The organism is Bradyrhizobium diazoefficiens, from assembly GCF_016616885.1.
GTDB lineage: Bacteria > Pseudomonadota > Alphaproteobacteria > Rhizobiales > Xanthobacteraceae > Bradyrhizobium > Bradyrhizobium diazoefficiens_F.
In genome coordinates this window covers 7834484-7853626 of sequence record NZ_CP067102.1, presented here as the reverse complement: position 1 = coordinate 7853626, position 19143 = coordinate 7834484, and the positions used below count along the sequence as shown (strand labels likewise).

At 64.0% G+C, this 19143-nt stretch carries 21 protein-coding genes; 9 read left to right on the top strand and 12 right to left on the bottom strand.

Going from position 1 to position 19143, the window contains the following annotated elements:
• The first annotated feature begins 105 nt into the window (after window positions 1–105).
• Window positions 106–993, top strand: a complete 888-nt coding sequence (locus JJC00_RS36710; protein WP_200470582.1) for a branched-chain amino acid aminotransferase — start codon at window positions 106–108, stop codon at window positions 991–993.
• Between the two features lie 6 nt (window positions 994–999).
• On the opposite strand, the gene JJC00_RS36705 is transcribed toward JJC00_RS36710, so the two are convergent.
• On the bottom strand, window positions 1000–1617 hold the full coding sequence (locus tag JJC00_RS36705; protein ID WP_200474353.1) for a class I SAM-dependent methyltransferase: 618 nt from the start codon (window positions 1615–1617) through the stop codon (window positions 1000–1002).
• Between the two features lie 104 nt (window positions 1618–1721).
• Window positions 1722–2315, bottom strand: coding sequence for a polyhydroxyalkanoate synthesis repressor PhaR (gene phaR, locus JJC00_RS36700; protein ID WP_200470581.1), 594 nt, complete (start codon window positions 2313–2315; stop codon window positions 1722–1724).
• Between the two features lie 306 nt (window positions 2316–2621).
• Between phaR and JJC00_RS36695 the strand changes: the two genes are divergently transcribed.
• The 4 genes from JJC00_RS36695 (at window position 2622) to JJC00_RS36680 (ending at window position 6032) form a co-directional block, all read left to right on the top strand.
• Entirely contained in the window at window positions 2622–3800 is a 1179-nt protein-coding gene (locus JJC00_RS36695; RefSeq protein WP_200470580.1) for an acetyl-CoA C-acetyltransferase, read from the top strand.
• Window positions 3801–4054: 254 nt separating this feature from the next.
• A complete protein-coding gene (gene phbB / locus JJC00_RS36690; protein ID WP_200470579.1) occupies window positions 4055–4780 on the top strand; it encodes an acetoacetyl-CoA reductase in 726 nt (241 codons plus the stop codon).
• Between the two features lie 101 nt (window positions 4781–4881).
• Window positions 4882–5748 (top strand): aromatic amino acid exporter YddG, encoded by an 867-nt coding sequence (gene yddG / locus JJC00_RS36685; RefSeq protein ID WP_200470578.1) that lies wholly within the window; start codon window positions 4882–4884, stop codon window positions 5746–5748.
• On the top strand, window positions 5748–6032 hold the full coding sequence (locus tag JJC00_RS36680; protein WP_200470577.1) for a hypothetical protein: 285 nt from the start codon (window positions 5748–5750) through the stop codon (window positions 6030–6032). Before yddG ends, JJC00_RS36680 begins: the two co-directional genes overlap by 1 nt.
• Before the next feature lie 7 nt (window positions 6033–6039).
• Here the strand turns inward: JJC00_RS36680 and JJC00_RS36675 are convergent, their stop codons facing one another.
• The 3 genes from JJC00_RS36675 to gloB all read right to left on the bottom strand — a co-directional run bounded on the left by JJC00_RS36675 (window position 6040) and on the right by gloB (window position 8024).
• Window positions 6040–6723, bottom strand: a complete 684-nt coding sequence (locus tag JJC00_RS36675; RefSeq protein ID WP_200470576.1) for a flavin reductase family protein — start codon at window positions 6721–6723, stop codon at window positions 6040–6042.
• Window positions 6724–6796: 73 nt separating this feature from the next.
• Window positions 6797–7219 carry a cupin domain-containing protein gene (locus JJC00_RS36670; protein WP_200470575.1) on the bottom strand — a complete coding sequence of 141 codons (423 nt, stop codon included), beginning with the start codon at window positions 7217–7219 and terminating at the stop codon, window positions 6797–6799.
• A gap of 37 nt (window positions 7220–7256) precedes the next feature.
• Window positions 7257–8024 (bottom strand): hydroxyacylglutathione hydrolase, encoded by a 768-nt coding sequence (gene gloB, locus JJC00_RS36665; RefSeq protein WP_200470574.1) that lies wholly within the window; start codon window positions 8022–8024, stop codon window positions 7257–7259.
• Between the two features lie 108 nt (window positions 8025–8132).
• Here gloB and JJC00_RS36660 point away from each other — a divergent pair, with 108 nt between their 5' ends.
• A complete protein-coding gene (locus tag JJC00_RS36660) occupies window positions 8133–8876 on the top strand; it encodes a methyltransferase domain-containing protein (RefSeq protein WP_200470573.1) in 744 nt (247 codons plus the stop codon).
• 64 nt (window positions 8877–8940) lie between these two features.
• Here JJC00_RS36660 and JJC00_RS36655 read toward each other — a convergent pair whose 3' ends face one another.
• Both JJC00_RS36655 and prmC read right to left on the bottom strand, forming a co-directional pair.
• Complete coding sequence (locus JJC00_RS36655; protein ID WP_200470572.1) at window positions 8941–9744, bottom strand: DUF4167 domain-containing protein; 804 nt, start codon at window positions 9742–9744, stop codon at window positions 8941–8943.
• 464 nt (window positions 9745–10208) lie between these two features.
• Window positions 10209–11105 carry a peptide chain release factor N(5)-glutamine methyltransferase gene (gene prmC, locus JJC00_RS36650; RefSeq protein WP_200470571.1) on the bottom strand — a complete coding sequence of 299 codons (897 nt, stop codon included), beginning with the start codon at window positions 11103–11105 and terminating at the stop codon, window positions 10209–10211.
• Window positions 11106–11196: 91 nt separating this feature from the next.
• Between prmC and JJC00_RS36645 the strand changes: the two genes are divergently transcribed.
• Window positions 11197–11622 carry an HIT family protein gene (locus tag JJC00_RS36645; RefSeq protein WP_200470570.1) on the top strand — a complete coding sequence of 142 codons (426 nt, stop codon included), beginning with the start codon at window positions 11197–11199 and terminating at the stop codon, window positions 11620–11622.
• A gap of 58 nt (window positions 11623–11680) precedes the next feature.
• Here JJC00_RS36645 and JJC00_RS36640 read toward each other — a convergent pair whose 3' ends face one another.
• From JJC00_RS36640 to JJC00_RS36625, 4 genes are all read right to left on the bottom strand, one after another.
• Window positions 11681–12379 carry an ABC transporter ATP-binding protein gene (locus JJC00_RS36640; protein ID WP_200470569.1) on the bottom strand — a complete coding sequence of 233 codons (699 nt, stop codon included), beginning with the start codon at window positions 12377–12379 and terminating at the stop codon, window positions 11681–11683.
• On the bottom strand, window positions 12376–14217 hold the full coding sequence (locus JJC00_RS36635; RefSeq protein ID WP_200470568.1) for a branched-chain amino acid ABC transporter ATP-binding protein/permease: 1842 nt from the start codon (window positions 14215–14217) through the stop codon (window positions 12376–12378). Before JJC00_RS36635 ends, JJC00_RS36640 begins: the two co-directional genes overlap by 4 nt.
• 11 nt (window positions 14218–14228) lie before the next feature.
• Entirely contained in the window at window positions 14229–15104 is an 876-nt protein-coding gene (locus JJC00_RS36630) for a branched-chain amino acid ABC transporter permease (RefSeq protein ID WP_200470567.1), read from the bottom strand.
• 98 nt (window positions 15105–15202) lie between these two features.
• Window positions 15203–16537 carry a substrate-binding protein gene (locus tag JJC00_RS36625; protein WP_200470566.1) on the bottom strand — a complete coding sequence of 445 codons (1335 nt, stop codon included), beginning with the start codon at window positions 16535–16537 and terminating at the stop codon, window positions 15203–15205.
• Between the two features lie 323 nt (window positions 16538–16860).
• Between JJC00_RS36625 and JJC00_RS36620 the strand changes: the two genes are divergently transcribed.
• The gene (locus JJC00_RS36620; RefSeq protein ID WP_246774044.1) at window positions 16861–17403 is read left to right on the top strand and encodes a hypothetical protein; all 543 of its coding nucleotides are present in this window, start codon (window positions 16861–16863) and stop codon (window positions 17401–17403) included.
• Window positions 17404–17523: 120 nt separating this feature from the next.
• Window positions 17524–17997: a MarR family winged helix-turn-helix transcriptional regulator gene (locus JJC00_RS36615; RefSeq protein ID WP_200470564.1), complete on the top strand. Its 474-nt coding sequence runs from the start codon at window positions 17524–17526 to the stop codon at window positions 17995–17997.
• Between the two features lie 14 nt (window positions 17998–18011).
• Here JJC00_RS36615 and prfA read toward each other — a convergent pair whose 3' ends face one another.
• Complete coding sequence (prfA, locus tag JJC00_RS36610; RefSeq protein WP_200470563.1) at window positions 18012–19097, bottom strand: peptide chain release factor 1; 1086 nt, start codon at window positions 19095–19097, stop codon at window positions 18012–18014.
• Window positions 19098–19143 lie beyond the last annotated feature (46 nt).

Genomic DNA, 19143 nt, shown 5'->3' with positions numbered 1-19143 from the left:
CCCTGTTGTCCTCGCCTCCTGGGAGGGGAGAGTTGGTGCTTCGCCGCAGCAAATCGTTTAGAAATTGGGATAATAGTGCCCGGATATGTCTGAGGGAGGCCGGTCATGGCCGAGATCAAGAAGCCGATCGAATATTCGCCGAGCTGGACCTTCTTCGAGGGCAAATGGCATGACGGCAACGTGCCGATCATGGGGCCGCGCACGCATGCGGCCTGGCTCGGCTCGGTCGTGTTCGACGGTGCGCGCGCATTCGAGGGGGTGGCGCCGGATCTCGACCGCCACGTCGCCCGCGCCAATCAGTCTGCGATCAATTTTGGCCTGAAGCCGGTGGTCGATGCCGGCACCTGGCTGACGCTCGCAAACGAAGGCATCGCGCGCTTTGCGCCAAATGCCGAGCTCTATGTCCGTCCGATGTATTGGGCGCAGAACGGCTCGGGCGGCGGCGTGCTGTTCGACCCCGAGACCACCAATTGGTGTCTGTGCATCTACGAGGCGCCGATGCCGAAACCGGTCGGCAACGCGATCACGTTGTCGCCGTTCCGCAGGCCCACCGCCGAATGCGCGCCGGTCGATGCCAAGGCCGCCTGTCTCTACCCGAACAATTCGCGGGCGCTGGCGGAGGCGGCCTCGCGCGGTTTCCAGAACGCGCTGATGCTCGATATGCTCGGCAATGTCGCGGAGTTTGGCAATTCCAACGTGTTCATGGCCAAAGACGGCGTCGTCTTCACGCCGGCGCCGAACGGCACCTTCCTCAACGGCATCACGCGCCAGCGCGTCATCAGCCTGCTCCGCGGCGACGGCGTCACCGTGGTCGAGAAGACGCTGCGCTATGCCGATTTCGTTGCCGCTGACGAGATCTTCTCCACCGGCAATTTCGCCAAGGTCGCGCCGGTGATTCGCATCGACGCGCGCGAGCTGCAGTCGGGCCCGCTCTATATCAAGGCGCGCAAGCTCTATTGGGATTTTGCGCATGCGGTGAAGCTGGCGGCTTGACGGGAGCTAGCTGCGCCTTCGAAACCGGCTGAACTGAAATGCCTGCGTCGAATGCCACGGCGTGTGGTGAGTCTCGCCGCGCGTCTCGACCAGCTCGAACTCCGGCCCGAGCTCCGCCGAAAGGCTGGCGCTGTCGTGACGCTGCACCGGCAGGCCGCTGCATTTCTCCGGGCCATCGGGCGCGAACGTCGCGATGATCACGTGCCCGCCCGGCGCAACCGCCGACCGCAAGCGCTCGACGTAGGCGGCCCGGTCGCGCGTATCGGTCAGGAAGTGAAACGCGGCGCGATCGTGCCAGACATCCCAGGTCTTTGCCGGCCGCCATGTGGTGGCATCGGCCACGATCCAGTCGACCGTTGAGGCGGTCGCGCCGATTCGCTTTTTCGCTGTGTCGAGCGCGTTGGCGGAAAGGTCCAGCACGGTGAGATTGCGATATCCGCCTTGAAGCAATGCATCGACCAATCGCGACGCGCCGCCGCCGATATCGATGATGGCCGCAGCACGATCCGGACTGGCCGCACGAATCATCTCGAGTGAGATCGCCGGACTGGCTTGAAACCAGCTGACCTCGGTCTCGCTCTTGGTAGCGTAGACATTCTGCCAGTGCGTGGTTCGGTCAGACATGGCGGCTCCGGCCTTGGCCGGCATGGCGGCGACGTGGCGATGCTGCGATCAACTGGTCGTTTGCGCAGCCGCCGCATGCGGACGCGGCGGTGCGAACGAGATATCTACTCGTCCTTCTTCGACATCCGCTCGAGGCGTTCCTGCATCTCCTTCATCTGCTGGCGCAGATCGTCGATGTTGGTGTCCTTGGCCGGCTCGGCGCCGGCATTGGTCTCCGGCTCGGTCGTTGCCGGGCGACCCGTCGGCGGAACGAACGGCTTGAACATCGAGAAAGTCTGCTGGAACAGCTCCATATTGCGGCGGACCTGTTCTTCCAGCGGCGCGAAGGGCGTGCCGGAGAGCGTGTTGGCGATCTGCTTGCGGAATTTCTCCTGCTCCTGGGTCAGCGTCGCGATCGACTGCTCCAGATATTTCGGCACCACCATCTGCATGCTGTCGCCGTAGAAGCGAATCAGCTGGCGCAGGAAGGTGGTCGGCAGCAGGTTCTGGCCGGCCTTGTTCTCCTGCTCGAAGATGATCTGGGCGAGCACGGAGCGGGTGATGTCGTCGCCGGTCTTGGCGTCGTAAACCAGGAAATCTTCGCCGTCCTTGACCATGGCGGCGAGGTCCTCGAGCGTCACGTAGGTGCTCGTTCCGGTGTTATAGAGCCGGCGGTTCGCGTATTTCTTGATGGTGGTGGGTTGGTCTGATTTCGCCATGGGCTCTCACTTCAAAGACGCTGAGAACGGGAACCTGCCGGGCAAATGCCGCAGGGCGGGAAGAGTACGCAACGCAACAAAATAAGCATTTTCAAAGGGGTCACGCTACCGTTTTGTGCGGCACGGTTAATTGCGCAGCAAAAACGTGCTTGCGAATTCGCCAAGAACGCTATTTTGAATGCGCTGCGGCATGAATTCGGCGACCTTCCGATTGACATGCCGCAACGACGTTAACAGGATGCCGTCCGAGACTGGCGAGCCGTTTCCCAGCCCCGTCTGCCCCCTTTTCAACCCCAGGAGATGCCCATGTCAGACGATGTCGTCATCGTCAGCGCCGCCCGCACCGCGGTCGGAAGCTTCAACGGAGCCTTCGCGACCCTTCCCGCCCATGACCTGGGCGCCATCGCCATCAAGGCCGCGCTGGAACGTGGTGGCATCGAGCCCGGCCGGGTCTCGGAAGTCATCATGGGCCAGATCCTGACCGCCGCTCAGGGCCAGAACCCCGCCCGCCAGGCCTCGATCATGGCAGGCATTCCCGTGGAGAGCCCGGCCTGGGGCGTCAACCAGCTCTGTGGCTCAGGCCTGCGCACGGTCGCGCTCGGCTATCAGGCGCTGCTCAACGGCGATTCCGAGATCGTGGTCGCCGGCGGCCAGGAATCCATGAGCATGGCTCCGCACGCCCAGTACCTGCGCGGCGGCGTCAAGATGGGTCCGGTCGAGTTCGTCGACACCATGATCAAGGATGGCCTGTGGGATGCCTTCAACGGCTACCACATGGGCAACACCGCGGAGAATGTCGCGCGGCAGTGGCAGATCACCCGCGCCCAGCAGGACGAGTTCGCGGTCGCGTCGCAGCAGAAGGCCGAGGCAGCTCAGAAGGCCGGCAAGTTCAACGACGAGATCGTTCCGGTCACCATCAAGGGCCGCAAGGGCGATGTCGTCGTCAGTGCCGACGAATATCCGCGTCATGGCGCCACGCTCGATGCAATGGCGAAGCTTCGTCCCGCCTTCGAGAAGGAGGGCACGGTCACCGCAGGTTCGGCCTCCGGCATCAATGACGGCGCTGCCGCCGTGGTGCTGATGACGGCCAAGCAGGCGGCCAAGGAAGGCAAGAAGCCGCTCGCGCGCATCGTGTCCTGGGCACAGGCCGGCGTCGATCCGAAGATCATGGGCTCGGGCCCGATCCCGGCCTCGCGCGCCGCGCTGAAAAAGGCCGGCTGGAACGTCGGCGATCTCGACCTGATCGAGGCCAACGAGGCCTTCGCGGCGCAGGCCTGCGCCGTCAACAAGGACCTCGGCTGGGACACCTCCAAGGTCAATGTCAACGGTGGTGCGATCGCGATCGGCCATCCGGTCGGCGCTTCCGGCGCGCGCGTGCTGGTGACGCTGCTGCACGAAATGCAGAAGCGTGATTCGAAGAAGGGCCTCGCCACGCTGTGCATCGGCGGCGGCATGGGTATCGCGATGTGTCTTGCGCGCGACTGATGAGGATAGCTGACGCGTAACTTACGCGTCGCTTGCGCGTGCGCCGCACACATAAGTGAGTGCGTTGCACGCGACTAAAAAGGCAGCGGTTGCAAATCAAATATTCTTCGCAACCGCGCAAGCCTCGACTAAATACAAACGCCCGGCTCAACGCCGGGCGTTTTGTTCTTGATGTCCGTCAAACCAACCGCATAATCCACCACTAAAAACGATCACTCAGAAACGTCCGAAGAGTCCAAGGGAAGGAATACGATATGGCACGAGTTGCATTGGTGACGGGTGGTACGCGGGGCATCGGAGCTGCGATCAGCAAGGCGCTCAAGGCCGCCGGCTACAAGGTCGCGGCGAGCTATGCCGGCAATGATGCGGCGGCGGAGAAGTTCAAGGCCGAGACCGGCATCGCCGTCTACAAATGGGACGTCAGCAGCTTCGATGCCTGCGCCGAAGGCGTGAAGAAGGTTGAGGCCGAGCTCGGCCCCGTCGACGTCCTCGTCAACAATGCCGGCATCACCCGTGACACCGCCTTCCACAAGATGACGCTCGAGCAGTGGAACGCCGTCATCAACACCAATCTCGGCTCGCTGTTCAACATGACGCGCCAGGTCATCGAGGGCATGCGCGCGCGCAAGTTCGGTCGCGTCATCTCGATCTCGTCGATCAACGGCCAGAAGGGGCAGTTCGGCCAGGTCAATTATTCCGCGGCCAAGGCCGGCGACATCGGCTTCACCAAGGCACTCGCGATCGAGAACGCCAAGGGCGGCATTACTGTCAATGCCATCGCGCCCGGCTACATCAACACCGAGATGGTGCAGGCCGTGCCGAAGGACGTGCTGGAGAAGAGCGTGATCCCCCAGATCCCGGTCAACCGCCTCGGCGAACCCGAGGAAATCGCGCGCGCGGTGGTGTTCCTTGCGGCCGACGAGGCCGGCTTCATCACCGGCTCGACGCTGACCATCAATGGCGGCCAGTATCACGCCTGATAGCGCGCCAAGCAGGTAGCTTCAGGGGCGACAAGACGATAATGAAGACGCCATGCCCGGCCTCGTGCCGGGCATAAGCGTCCTCAGAGCCCCCTCTATCGATGAATCCGCGCACCGCAACGTTGATTGGATTGACCGCGATCCTGATGTGGTCGTTGTTGTCAGTGATGACGGTGGCGACCGGAAAGATCCCGGCGTTCCAGCTCGCTGCGATGACCTTTGCGATCGGCGGTCTCGTCGGCCTGTTCACCTGGATCGGCCGCGGCGATGCCGCGAAAAGCCTGCGTCAGCCGCTCGTCGTGTGGCTCGTCGGCGTTGGCGGCCTGTTCGGCTATCACGCGCTCTATTTCCTCGCGCTGCGCTTCGCGCCGCCGGCTGAAGCCGGCCTTCTGAATTACATGTGGCCGCTGCTGATCGTGCTGTTCTCGTCGTTCTTGCCTGGCGAGCGGCTCGCGGTGCATCACATCATCGGCGCCGTGCTTGGCCTCGTCGGCACCGTGCTGCTGTTTGCCGGCAATACCTCCGGCTTCGCGCCGGGCGCGGTGCCGGGATTGGTCGCGGCCTTCATCGCCGCCTTCGTCTGGGCGGCCTATTCGGTGCTGTCGCGTCGTTTGAAGGCGGTGCCGACCGATGCGGTCGCGGGCTTCTGCCTCGCCACATCGGTGCTCGCCGCGCTGATGCATAGCCTGCTCGAAACTACGGTGTGGCCCGAGACGGCGTTGCAATGGCTCGCCGTGCTCGGGCTCGGCATCGGCCCTGTCGGCGCAGCCTTCTACGCCTGGGATATCGGCATGAAGCGCGGCGATATCCGCGTGCTGGGCGCCGCCTCCTATGCGACGCCGCTCTTGTCGACCGGCTTTCTCATCGCCGCCGGCTTTGCCAAAGCCAGCGCCAACATTGCGATTGCCGCGATCCTGATCGCCGGCGGCGGCCTGATTGCGGCGAAGGATATGGTGCTGCGGAAGTGATGAAGCGCTTGTTCGCCATACCGCTCACGCTGCTATCGATGCTCGCTGCTCCGGGCGCCATGGCGCAAGTCAGCGCGACACCCGAAACGTTCACGGGCATTCATCGGAACGAGGGCGCGAATGGCCGCCCCAAGGTGGTTACGATAACGGATGGAAAATCCTTCCTCCAACTGACAGAAGATGAAGATCGAACCGGCGGCTATCGGCCTGCCTACGAAAAGCTTCTGACGAGGATTGTTCGTCGAATACCCGTGCGGAAGCCCGTCCCGGCCGACCAGGATTAATTCCTAGTTAAAGCGCCGGCTGCCAGCCCGGCGGCCGGTACATCGTTTCTGGAATCTGTCCGAGTTCGGAGCGCTGCAAGCGTTGCGGCGTCAAGCCGTAGAATTCCTGAAAGTTCAGGATCAGCGGTCGCCATTTGTCGGGATCGATGCGGTTGCTCGCCCCGTTCATCATGATGTCGGGATGCGCGTGCACGCGCGTGATGCGCACCTCGATCGCGGCGAGATTGCCGCGCCAGACCGCGTCGTCCTGCGCCATCTCGTGCACATGAGCGACCTTCGCTTCCATCTGCACCGCGCATTCGGCCACGCGTGGCGCGCCGACCGTTTCGCTCGCCAACGCGGTCAGGCCGCTCAGCCCGAACTTGTCCTTCTCGTGTCGATAGCTGCGATAAAGCTTTCCAGGCGGCACCGGATTCGAGCCCGTCGTGCGGGCGAGGCGGTCGACGGCGGCAACGAGATCGGCCGACGGCAGATTGAGCACGCATTCGCCGGTGCGAATCATGTTCTCGGTGGTTTTCGAATTGCGCGCGAGCCCGAGCATGCAGCGCCACCCGACCCACCATGCCGAGGACATCGGCGCGAGATTGTGAGAGCCGTCGTCATTGGTCGATCCGATCAGGACGACCGGCGTTCCGAAATATAAAATCGCCGGGTCGATCTGGACGGCGGCGGGACCGAGTGTTCCGTGCATCGTGCGCTCCTCTTCGCTGAGAGCGCCGTCCTACGGTATTGGATTGATCGATCCCACCCGATTCCAGATTGGGCTACGGCTCCCAGCCTTTCGGCGCGAGCTCGAATTTTGCGAACTCGAAGGCGGGTGCCACGGTGCAGCCGACCAGCGTCCACTCGCCGGTGGTCTCCGCCATCTGCCACGCGTCTGCCGGCACGATGGCCTGCGGCCGCTCGCCGCTCGCAAGATCCGTGCCGAGCCGCACCACGTGCTGGGAGCAGCCGTCATGGGCGATGCGCAGCATCAACGGGCTGCCGGCATAATAATGCCAGGTCTCGACCGCATCGATGCGATGCCAGTGCGAGCGCTCGCCGCGCGCGAGCAGGAAGTAGATGAGTGTCGAGCGCGAGCGGCCGTTGGCGTCGGTGGTCTGGTCGCGAAAGGTCTCGCGATAATGTCCGCCCTCGGGGTGCGGGCGGAGCTCAAGGCGCGCGATGATCTCGGCTGCGGTCGGCATCGATCCCCGTCAGGACTTGGTCGTCAGGACTTGTACTTCAGGACTTGTTTTTGCGCTCGCGCAGCTCGCCGAACACTGCGGCGGCATCCGCGCCCTTCATGTGTAGCCTGGCTGCGACTGACGGTTCATCAGCGCGCAGGAACACGTTTGCTCGCTTCTCATCACCAAGCAGTGAGGGAATGGTCGGCTTGTTCTCCGCCCGCAGCCTCGTCACTTCCGCCGCGCGCGCCTGGAGAGCCGCGTTGTCGGGATCGACGGTCAGCGCGAACTTGACGTTGGACGCCGTGTATTCGTGGCCGCAATAGAGCTTGAAGTCGTCGGGCAAGGCCCGCAGCTTCAACAGCGAGTCCCACATCATCGGGTAGGTGCCCTCGAACACGCGGCCGCAGCCGATCGAGAACAGCGTATCGGCGGCGAACAGTATCTTCTCTGTGTCGAACACGTAGGAGATATGGTCGAGCGTGTGGCCAGGCGTTTCCAGCACACGCCCGAGCAGCGTGCCGACCTTGACCACGTCGGCATTGGCGACCCGCAAATCGACATCGGCAATTTTCGTCGTCTTGTCATGCGGCGCGACGACGCGGCAATTGTATTTCTGCTTGAGTTCGGCGACTCCGCCGACATGATCGCCATGATGATGGGTGATCAGGATATCGGTGAGCTGCCAGCCCTCCCGCTCCAGCGCCTTGATGATGGGACCGGCTTCGGGGGCGTCGATCGAGGCGGTTGCCTTGGTTTCCACATCGTGGATCAGATAACCGAAATTGTCGTTTAAACAGGTGAAAGTACGAATTTCGGCGGCCATGACATCTCCATCGGGCTCAGCCCCGTCAGACAAATATGGCGTTAACGTTGCGCAGGCAATGCAATATTCAGCGCGCAGCCGCCGCCTTGTGCATGTTACATTGCCGTCATGACCATCGACGTCGTCGACCTTCGCGAGTTTTATTCCCGGCGCCTCGGCATCGTGGCACGGCAGATGATCAATCGCGGCATTCGGGAGCGCTGGCCGAATGCCGAGGGCCAGCGTGTGCTCGGCATCGGGTATCCCACGCCCTATCTGGGGTTGTTCCGCGAGGATGCGGAACGCTGCATCGCCTTCATGCCGGCGGCGCAGGGCGTGTTGAAATGGCCCACGGGGCGGCCCGCGCTGGCTTCGCTGGTGGATGAATTCTCGCTGCCGCTTCCCGACGCCGCGGTCGACCGCATCCTGCTGGTCCATGCGCTCGAGATGTCGGACGATCCGGCCGCGCTGCTGCGGGAGATCTGGCGGGTGCTGTCGCCGTCCGGCCGCGTCATGGCGGTGATCCCGAATCGGCGCGGGGTGTGGACGCGCAGCGACAACACGCCGTTCGGCCATGGCCGTCCCTATTCGCGCTCACAGATCACGGACCTGTTGCGCCAGACCTGGTTCACGCCGACCGGCTGGGGCGAGGCCTTGTTCATGCCGCCTTATGCGGGCCGCTGGGTGCTGAAATCGGCGCAGATGTGGGAGCGCGCTGGAGCTGCGCTGTCGCTGCCTTTTGCCGGCGTCCACATCGTCGAAGCGACCAAGCAGGTCTATCGCGCGATCCCCGCCAAGCGCGAACGGGCGCGGCTGATTCCCTCGTTGAAGCCGGTGCTCGTGCCGTCCTCGACGTCGGTGAGGCGGACCTGAAAAACAAATCGTCCCGGCGAGGCCGGGACGATCATGCATCGTAAATCTGAAATCTGGTTGCAGCTTACTCGCTGGGGGCGAGATCGTCGCCGGAAGCGGCAGGAGCAGCCTCGCGCTCGGGGCGCGGACCACCGTGCGGCCGGCGACGCCGCCGCGGAAACCGCTCGCCACCACCGGCATTGCCACCTTCGAAACCGCCCGGAGCACCATTCACCTGTGGCTGTGCGCCGGTGATGAAGGAGGGCAGGCGGTCGACACTGCCGGCATCGGCAATGACGGGCTGCGGCTGGTTCAGCGGTTGCGGTTGGGGCTGCGGCTGCGGCTGATATTGCGGCTGCGGACGGTGGTCGCGCTCGCGATGCTCGCGCGGCTGCTGGTTCTCGCGCTGATAGGGCTGGTTGTCACGCTGCTGATAATCACGCTGCTGGTGGTCACGTTGCTGGTGATCGCGCTGGCCGTCGCGCGCAAAATTCTGCTGCTGCGGCTGCGGGACGAAACCCGGCTCCTGGCCGAAATTCGAGAAATTCTCGCCATCGTCCTCGCCGTCGTCGCTGCTGGTGCTGAGGGGCTCGTCGCCGCGCGGCTGCTGATTTTGGCGGAACTGTTCCTGGGCTGCCGCGATCAGTCGGAAATAATGCTCGGCATGCTGGTAGTAGTTTTCGGCCGCGACCGGGTCGCCCGAAGAGCGCGCGTCCCGCGCAAGCTGAAGATATTTTTCGGCAATGTGCGAGGCGGTGCCGCGGATCTTGATGTCGGGGCCGTTCGATTCGTAGACCCGGGTCATCGGGTTCTGGCCGCGCCGGTTATTGTTGTTGTTATTATTGTTGTTGCGGTTGCGCATCCGCTGCTTGTTCTGACCGTTTCTCATGTCCTGCCTTTAATTCCAGCCCTAAAGGTTGCACGCATTACTGATTGCTTGGTGTGACCTGATGACAGCGGTTCACATGCCTTGCGCGTACCGCGCGCAAGAGTGAATTGGAACCCTGCCGATGTTCGTCGACCGTCGCGTTCAACAAAGACGCGTTCCCCACCCGCCAGCATCCATTGCCAGCGAACCCATTCATATCGCCTGCCGAAACAAGCCCAGCTTTCTTGCGTAAGTCTTCAAGCGCAATATCAGGCTTTCGTTCACGTTGCGGTCGGAAAGCAGCGTACCTCAGTGGGTCATCGCGCTTAACAGGACCTGCGGCTTGGAACCATAAATCAGTGAAGCTCTCGCCTGAGAGCCCGGCTTTCGCCCGTAGGTCTACGGGGCCGACACCGATGTGCTAAGCGAAAGGTAGTCGTTCCCAAGGGATATTCCAAGAGGTTTTTTGCAGCCCAATCCGGCTTTTATGGAGGCATTTTTCGGGCCGAGACGGCCCTGGGGATGCCCGCCAGGTCGGCCTTGGGCGGCCTGTCCAGCGATAACGCAGCTGCCGCCATCAAGGTTGCAATGTCCCCGGCCTGGCCCTGTCCGGCCTCGACGATCAGGGCCCCGCCGGGCGCGAGCCGCTCGGCCGCCTGTGGGATCAGAGCGCGGTAGGCGTCATAGCCGTCATTGCCGCCGTCGAGCGCCAGATGCGGATCGTGCTCGCGCACCTCGATGCTCAGTTTCGGAATTTCCCCGGCAGGAATGTAGGGCGGGTTGGACACGATCAAATCGAACGGGCCGTGAAGCGCGGCTGCATAGGAGCAGGCGACGAACGCCGCCCGGTCGGCGAGGCCGAGGGCGGCGGCATTGCCTTTTGCCGTGCCGAGTGCGGTGAGGCTCAAATCGGTGCCGACGCCGAAAGCATCTGGAATCTCGTGCAGCAGCGCGAGCAGGATCGCGCCCGATCCGGTGCCGATGTCGGCGATGCGCGGGCGCCGTCCTGCGATCGCGCGTTCGCGAAAAATCTCGAGCGCCAGCTCCACCACGGTCTCGGTGTCCGGCCGCGGTACCAGTGTCGCCTCGGACAGGCGGAACGGCAGACCCCAGAATTCCCTGGCACCGAGAATGCGGGCGACCGGCTCATGCGCAAGCCTTCGGCCCGCATAGGCTTCGAGCCGCTCAGCTTCCTCGGGTGTGAGATATCGTGCCGCCTGCGTGATCAGGCCGGTCAGATCGAGCCCCAGCGCGGCGCCGACGAGCAGGCGCGCATCGAAGGAGGGCTCTTCGATGCCGGCCGATTGCAGCCGCGCCGCGAGCGCGCGCCGCGCACCCTCGATGCTGTGTCCGGAATCGAAACCTGTCGCCAATGGAGCCATCCTGCCTGGCATCTTGGATAGATCGGCGGCATTGCTTGCGTCAACGGAAAGGAGCGCGTTTGATCGCACCGCGCAGCGAAGGAGGACATCCATGACGGCCTATGACGATCAGAACGTCTTCGCAAAGATCCTGCGCGGCGAGATTCCCTGCTTAGAGGTGTACAGGGACGACCGCAGCTTCGCCTTCCTGGACGTCATGCCGCGCTCGCCGGGGCACACGCTGGTGATTCCGAGGGCCCCGGCGCGCGGCATTCTCGACATTGCGGACGACGATCTCGCCGCGGTCGCCCGGACCGCCAAGCGGATTGCGGTCGCGGCGATGAAGGCGTTCGACGCCGAGGGGATCATCCTGCAGCAGTTCAGCGAGCCGGCCAGCGGGCAGGTGGTGTTTCACCTGCACCTGCACGTCATGCCGGTCAGGGCCGGCGTCGCGCTGCTGCCGGCGCAGACGCGCAAGGAAGACATGGCCGTGCTCGCCGATCACGCCAGGCGGATGATCGCGGCAATTGGTGGCTAGAGCATGATCCGGAAAAGTGTGCAGTGGATTTCCGAAGAGATCATGCTCAAACAATAATCTAAACGCCGAGATAGCGCTGGAGCAGCTCCGGCTGGGCCTTGAGCTCCCGCGCCGGACCCTCGTGGACGATGTGGCCGTTGTTGATGATGTAGATCCGCGTCGCCAACGCCAGCGTTGCCGCAAGATTCTGCTCGACCAGCACGATGGTCTGGCCGGCGACCGCGAGCTCGCGGCAGGCCTTGACGAGATCGTGAACGATGACGGGGGCGAGGCCCTCGAACGGCTCGTCCAGCAGCACGATCTTGGGATCGCGCACCAGCGCCCGCGCGATGGCGAGCATCTGCTGCTCGCCGCCGGAGAGCTCGGTGCCGCGATTGCTGCGCCGCTCCTTCAGTCGCGGAAACATCTCGTAGATGCGCCCGAGCGGCCAGCGCTTTGGCGCGGTGATGCCGGCGAGGACGATGTTCTCCTCCACCGACAGGCTGCCGAAGATGCGCCGCTCCTCGTGCACGAGCTGCATGCCCGCCTGCGCGATCTTGTGGCTCCTGCGGCCGGCGATATCGATGCCGTCGAACCTCACGCTGCCGCTGCGCGGCGTCACCACGCCCATCAGGCTCTTCAGCGTGGTGCTCTTGCCGGCGCCGTTGCGGCCGAGCAGCGCCACCACCTCGTGACGTTCGACATGCATGGCGACGTCGAACAGGATGTGGGAATCCCCGTAATAGCTGTTCAGGCCGGTGACCTCGATCAGGCTCATGCGGCGATCTCTCCGTGCACGCCGCCGAGATAGGCTTCCTGCACTGCGGCGTTGGTCTTGATTTCCTCAGGCGTGCCGGAGACCAGCACGCGGCCCTCCTGCAGCACCGTCACGCGCTCGACCAGCTCGAACAGCGAATCCATGTCGTGGTCGATGATGATCATGGTGCGGCCGCGCGCGATCGATTTGAGCAACTGGACGGTTTCGACCCGCTCGCGCGGGCTCATGCCCGCAAGCGGTTCGTCGAGCAGCAACAGGCGCGGCGACGTCGCCAGCGCGAGCCCGATTTCGAGCCGGCGCTTCTCACCATAGGCGAGCTCTGATACGGGCGTGTCGGCGCGGAGGGTCAAATTGACCAGCGCGAGCGTGTGCTCCACCTGCTCCGTCAGGCCTCTGACGCCAGAGAGCGAACGGAACAGGTCGAGCCGGAACTTGCCACGCAGCTCGGCGAGCGCGGCGATTGTCAGGTTCTGCCGTACCGTCAGGCCAGTGAAGAGCTGGTTGACCTGATAGCTCTTGGTCAGCCCGAGCTGGCAGACTTCAGTGATCTTCAATCCCGTGATGTCGCGTCCCTCGAACACGATCCGGCCCGAGGTTGGCGGGACCTCGCAGGTCAGCATCTTGAAGAAGGTCGATTTGCCGGCGCCGTTGGGGCCGATGATGCCGCGCAGCTCGCCCTGATTGACGCTGAAATCGATGTCGCTGTTGGCGACGAGGCCGCCGTAGCGCTTGGTGAGACCGGTGGCTTTCAGGACTGGCCCGGAATAGGCGGGGTGCTCGACCTCCTTGGCCTGCATCGGCGCGGGTGGCGCCTGCTGTGGTGTCCCGACGTCAAGCTCCTCTGTCTCTGCAGTCTTCGGCGCGCGCTTGCCGGAGACGAGGCCATAGAGATCGACGAGGCCGCCGACAATGCCGCCACGCAGGAAGCAGACCAGCAGCACGAACACAACGCCGAGCACGAGCTTCCAGGCGGCTCCCAGCCCCAGCGCGGACTGGAGGAAATCCTGCAGGAACAGCCAGACGGTTGCGCCGACCAGCGGGCCGAACAGCGTGCCCCTACCGCCGATGGCGGTCTGCATCACGAGCTGGCCGGAGGTGTCGAAGGTGAAGGCGTCGGGCGGCATGAAGGCCTGGAGCACGCCCAGCAAACCACCGGCGAAGCCCGCGTATGCGGCGGCGATCACGAAGGCGGTCAGCTTGTAGCCGTGGATGTTGTGGCCGACGGCGGTGGCCCGCAGCGGATTGTCCCGGATCGCGCTGAGTATCGCCCCGACCGGCGAGCGCACGATCCTGAGCGCGATGATGACGCCGACGAAATAGCACAGCGCGATGAATTGATAGAGCGACCAGCCATTGGTGAAGTGGATGGTGGTGAAGCCGAGATTGAAGCTCGGGGTCGGCACGCCCGGCAGGCCGTTCTCGCCGCCGGTGAAGTCGGAGAGCGGATTGAACTCGACGAAGAAGAACACTTCCGCGATCGCGACCGTGATCATGGCGAAGTAGATGCCGGTGCGTCGCAGCGCGATCAGGCCGATCAGATAGCCGGTTGCCGCCGCCGCGATCATGCCGATGACCAGCGCGCCCAGCACGTTGCTGAAGCCGGCGCGGGTCAAGAGGTAGGCGGCGACGAAGCCGCCGGTGCCGTAGAACGCGGACTGGCCGAACGACAGCAGCCCGGTGAAGCCGAACAGGATGTCGAAGCCGAGGCCGAACAGGCCCCAGACCAGGATCCGGTTCACCGTGTTCGGCGCGAAACCGAGATGAGGCAGCACGAAGGGAGCCACGATCAGGCCGATGGCCGTCAGTGTCTCGATCAGGAACGGGCGTTGCTTGAGCATCAGGCGATCACTTATTCGCGGCCCTGGACGCCGAGCAGGCCATGCGGTCGCACCACGAGCACGAGCGTCATCGCCGCAAACAGCATCACATAGGCGTAGCCGGGGTTGAACATGGAGGTGACGCTGATGATCTCACCGGCGATCAGGCCGCCGAGGATCGCGCCGGGGAACGAGCCGACACCGCCGATCACCACGACCACGAAGGTCTGGACCAGGATGTCGTCACCGATGCCCGGCGTCAGCGACACCACCGGCGCGTTGACGATGCCGGCAAAGCCGGCGGCCATTGCGCCGATGCCGAACACGACCATGAAGACGCGGTAGACGTTGATGCCGAGCGAATCGACCATCACCGAATCCTCGATGCCGGCGCGCACGATCATGCCGAGCCGGGTCCGGTAGAGGATGATGAACAGCGCGCCGAGTGCGACCGCGACGATACCGACCACGGCGAGCCGGTAGGTCGGATAGAACATGAAGCCGAGATTGGTGATGCCCTGGAATATCGCCGGCGGCGGCACCAGCTGCGACTGGCTGGAGAAGATCAGCCGGATGATCTCGACGAAGCAGATGCCGAGCCCGAAGGTGACGAGCAGCTGGTCCTCGTGCGGGCGGTGATAGAAATGGCGGATGATGGTTCGCTCCATCACGACGCCGAGCAGCATCACGAACAGTGAGCCCGCGATGATGGCGAGGATGAACGATTCCGTGTACTGGTAGGTGACGAAGCCGGCATAGCCGCCGATCATGAACATCGCGCCATGCGCGAGGTTGAGCACGCCGAGCGTGCCGTAGATGATGGTCAGGCCGGAGCTGATCAGCGCGAGCAGGGCGCCGAGCGCGAGCCCATTGAAAAGCTGCGAAACGAGATTTGGCCAACTAATCATGCAACGATCGCTGTTGTGACGCGCGCAGGGCTTGCGTCAAAAAGGTGACGCCGCAGGTCCAGAGCAAGGCCTACGGCGTCACAGGGGTTAGCGCGGACTCAGGTGTAGTCGCCGAGATGGCAGCCGAAAGCGTCCGGCTTCTGCATCAGGCCTTCACCCGGGACGATCTCCACGACGTCGTACCAGTCTTCCTTGTTCTTCATGTCCTTCTGCTGCTTGCCCTTGACGATGATCACCGGACGAATGCACTGGTGATCCTCGGGCCGGTAATGCACGTCGCCGACGAGGGAGGGGATCGTCTCGCCCTTCTCATAGACCTTGATCACGTCGGGCGGATTGAAGCTGCCGGCCTCCTCGCACATATGGGCCCAGTGCGCGAAGCTGACATAGGCGTTTTCTGCGCCCCATTCCGGCTTGTAGCCGTACTTCTTCTCGAAGGCCTCGTTGAACATCTTGGCCAGCGGGAACTTGTCTTCGATCGTCCACCAATAGTCGGTGGCGGCATAGACGCCCTGCATCAGGCCGCCGGTCTCGCGCGCGATGAAAGGCACCTGGTAGGGAACCACCAGCTTCATCTTGTCGAGCACGCCGAACTGCTTGGCCTGCTGGGTCGAGAGCACGGCGTCGTGGCCCCAATTGACGTTGATGAGCACGTCGGCGCCGGAGTTGGCGACGTTCAGCAGATACGAGGAATAATCGGGCGCGCCGAGCGGGGCGACCTGGTTGGTCACGGTGGTCCAGCCGGCGGTCGCGAGGAAGTCCTGCATCGACTTGGTGACGGTGTGACCGTAGGTGTAGTCCGGAGTGAGATACGCGGCCTTCTTGCCCTTGCCGAACTCCCGCACCATCACCGGGCCGATCGCGGCCGCGGCGGTCTGGCCGAAGAAATTCTGACGAACGCCGTAACGCACGCAGTCCTTGCCGGTGGTGTCGTTCGAGCCGGAGATGCCGCACACGAACAGCACGTGCTCGCGCTGGGCGAGCTTGTTCAGCGCGACCGCAACCGCGCTCGATGTGCCGCCGGTGATCATGATCGCCTTGTTCTCGCTGATGAAGCGTTGCTGCGCCTGCACCGCCTCGTTCGGCTTGGCCGCGGAATCCGCGACGCCGAATTTCAGCTCCTTGCCGAGCACGCCCTTGCTGGTCTTCGGCGAGATCTTCTTGATCAGCTCGTGGCCTTCATTGATGTGCTCGATCGCGAGCTGATAGCCCTTGAGCTCGTCCTCGCCCTGCACGGCATAGGTGCCGGTGCGCGGCACCGAGATTCCGATGAAGGCGGTGGAACCCGACACGCCCGCGGGATAGGAGCCGATCGCGGGCTTGTCTTCGGCAAACGCCGGCATCGCCGGCAGCACCGAGCCGCCGATAAGGCCCGCTGTGGTCTGGAGCAGGCCTCGGCGCGAGAGGCCGCGGCGGATGAGATCGTCAGTCATGGTCGTTTCCTCCGAACATCGTTCTTGTTTGCAGGCAAAACACGACTTGTCCGGCGGCGGCCGGCCTCGTAGGCCTGCCCGCGCCGGGCACGTCACATCCGCGTGTAGCTCTTGGACGTAAGCATTGCTTGTGAAGGCCGTCTGTCAATTTCGCCTTTGGTCGAACGACAAAAATTATGTCGTGAAAACATATCGGATCACGATATATATTAGTCTTTGTGAGTACGAGGCTGGCGGGTTCGGCGAGATAAATGGCGCGGCAGACGACAGTGGCAGGTGTCCGGAAGCGACGATCATGGCCGCAGCACGCGGAGCGGCCTGAGGTGGCGTGGCCCGCGGAAGGCGACGACCAGCGTATGGCGCCGCAGTCCGGCGAGACCTCCCGCACGCCCGAGCCACGCAATCGGCCGACTGGCGAGCGGGGACCGGCTATCGGCTCCGCCCAAGCGAAGCGCGCGCCGGGGCCGATGAAGCGACTGAGCGTGCGGGCCCAGAATGTGCTGAAGGAGCTCGCGGTCGAGCTCACCGGGGAGCAGCCGCCGAAGGGGAATTGGTCGCCCTCGCGCGAGCTGCTGCGCATGTTGACCGCCGAGCGCCTCGCGACCGCCCGCAACTGCGGTCCGCATACGATGCGGGAGATCGTCGACTGGGCGCAGGGCTGCGGCGTGACCATCAAGCCGGTGATTCCGCCCGGCGGCTCGCTGTCGCAGATGTGGGCCGAGCTGATCGCCAACGCGTCGGCCGGCGCCCTGACCAGTGCGGAGATCGCCGGTGCGCTGCAGCGCTCGATCCGGCGAAAGAGCGTCCGCATTCCGATCGCGTTTCAAATCATCCTGGTGAAGATCCTGCTGTCGAGCTTCGAATAGGCGGCCCGCGAGGCCGCCGATATGTGTGCATCCCGGTGACCGTCGGTTGGTTGCACCGTGCCTTTCTTGCTAATCTCGGCAGCGCCCGCACCGTCGAGAGCGGGGCGTCGAAGGCAGGGAATGGCCGACTCAAAGCGGAAGACAGGTCCTGTGCGTGCCGTGCCCTCGAAGGCCGGCGCGATGCGCGAGGCCGACTACGCAGCACTGGCGCAATTCCGCTATCAGATTCGGAGCTTCCTGGCGTTCAGCGAGGCAGCCGCGAAGGATCAGGGATTGACGCCGCAACAGCATCAGGCGCTGCTCGGGATCAAGGGTTTTGTTCATCCGCAGCCTGCGACGGTCGGCGATATCGCGCGATTTCTCCTGATCCGGCATCACTCCGCCGTCGAGCTGCTCAATCGCATGGCCAAGGTCGGACTGATCCGCAAGGTTGCCGATCCCGAGGATGCCAGGCGCGTGCATCTCAAGCTGACAGGGAAGGGCGAGCAAAAGCTGCGGGCGCTCTCGCGGAAAAATCTGGAGGAGCTCCGTCGCGCGGCGAGCCCGGCCTTGAGCCGGCTGCTGAAATCGTTCAGGCAGTCCGGCGGGGTCTGAGCGGCACAGTCTCGTTACGCCGCCGCGCCTTGCGCGGCGAGCTGTGCGGCCTGGTGCTCGGTGGTCAGTGCATCGGTCAATTCGCCGAGCGATTCTCCCGCGATCACCTGCGGCAGCTTGTAGAGCGTCAGATTGATGCGGTGGTCGGTGACGCGCCCCTGCGGGAAATTGTAGGTGCGGATGCGCTCGCTGCGGTCGCCGGAGCCGACCTTCTCCTTGCGCTCGGCCGAGCGCGCGGCGTCGACGCGCTGCTGTTCGGCATCATAGATGCGCGAGCGCAGGATGTTCATGGCGGAGGCTCGGTTCTTATGCTGCGAGCGGCTATCCTGCATCATCACCACGATGCCGGTCGGGATGTGGGTGATGCGGATCGCCGATTCCGTCTTGTTGACGTGCTGGCCGCCGGCGCCTTGCGCACGCATGGTCTCGATGCGCAGATCGTCGTTCTTGATCTCGACGTCGACCTCCTCGACCTCGGGCAGCACGGCGACAGTTGCAGCGGATGTGTGGATGCGTCCCTGCGTTTCCGTGTCAGGCACGCGCTGCACCCGGTGCACGCCGGACTCGAACTTCAGCTTGGAGAATGCGCCGCGGCCCTGCACCTCCGCGATGATTTCCTTGAAGCCGCCGACCGTGCCTTCGCTCGCCGAGATCACCTCGACCTTCCAGCCCTGCAAAGCGGCAAAGCGCTCGTACATCCGGAACAAATCGCCGGCGAACAGCGAGGCCTCGTCGCCGCCGGTGCCGGCGCGGATTTCCAGCACGACGTTGCGGTCGTCCATGGCGTCCTTCGGCAGCAGCGCGACGCGGATCTTCTGGACCAGGTCCTCGATCTTCGGATTGAGCTCGTCGCGCTCGGCCTCCGCCATGCTGCGCATCTCGGCGTCGGTCGCAGGATCGGCGATCAGCGCCTCGGTGTCGGCGAGTTCCTTGACGGCGGCACGATAGGCCTTCACCGCCTCGATCAGCGGGGTGATCTCGGCGAGCTCGCGCGTGACCTGCACATAGCGCTCGGAGGAGAGCTGTCCCAGCGATTCGGCCTCGAGCGAGGCGTGATGCGCGAGCAGGACGTCAAGTTTGGCTTCGGGGAGTGACGACATCGGTTTGGTCTCAAAAAAGTGGAGGGAGGCGAGGCGGCGAAGACGG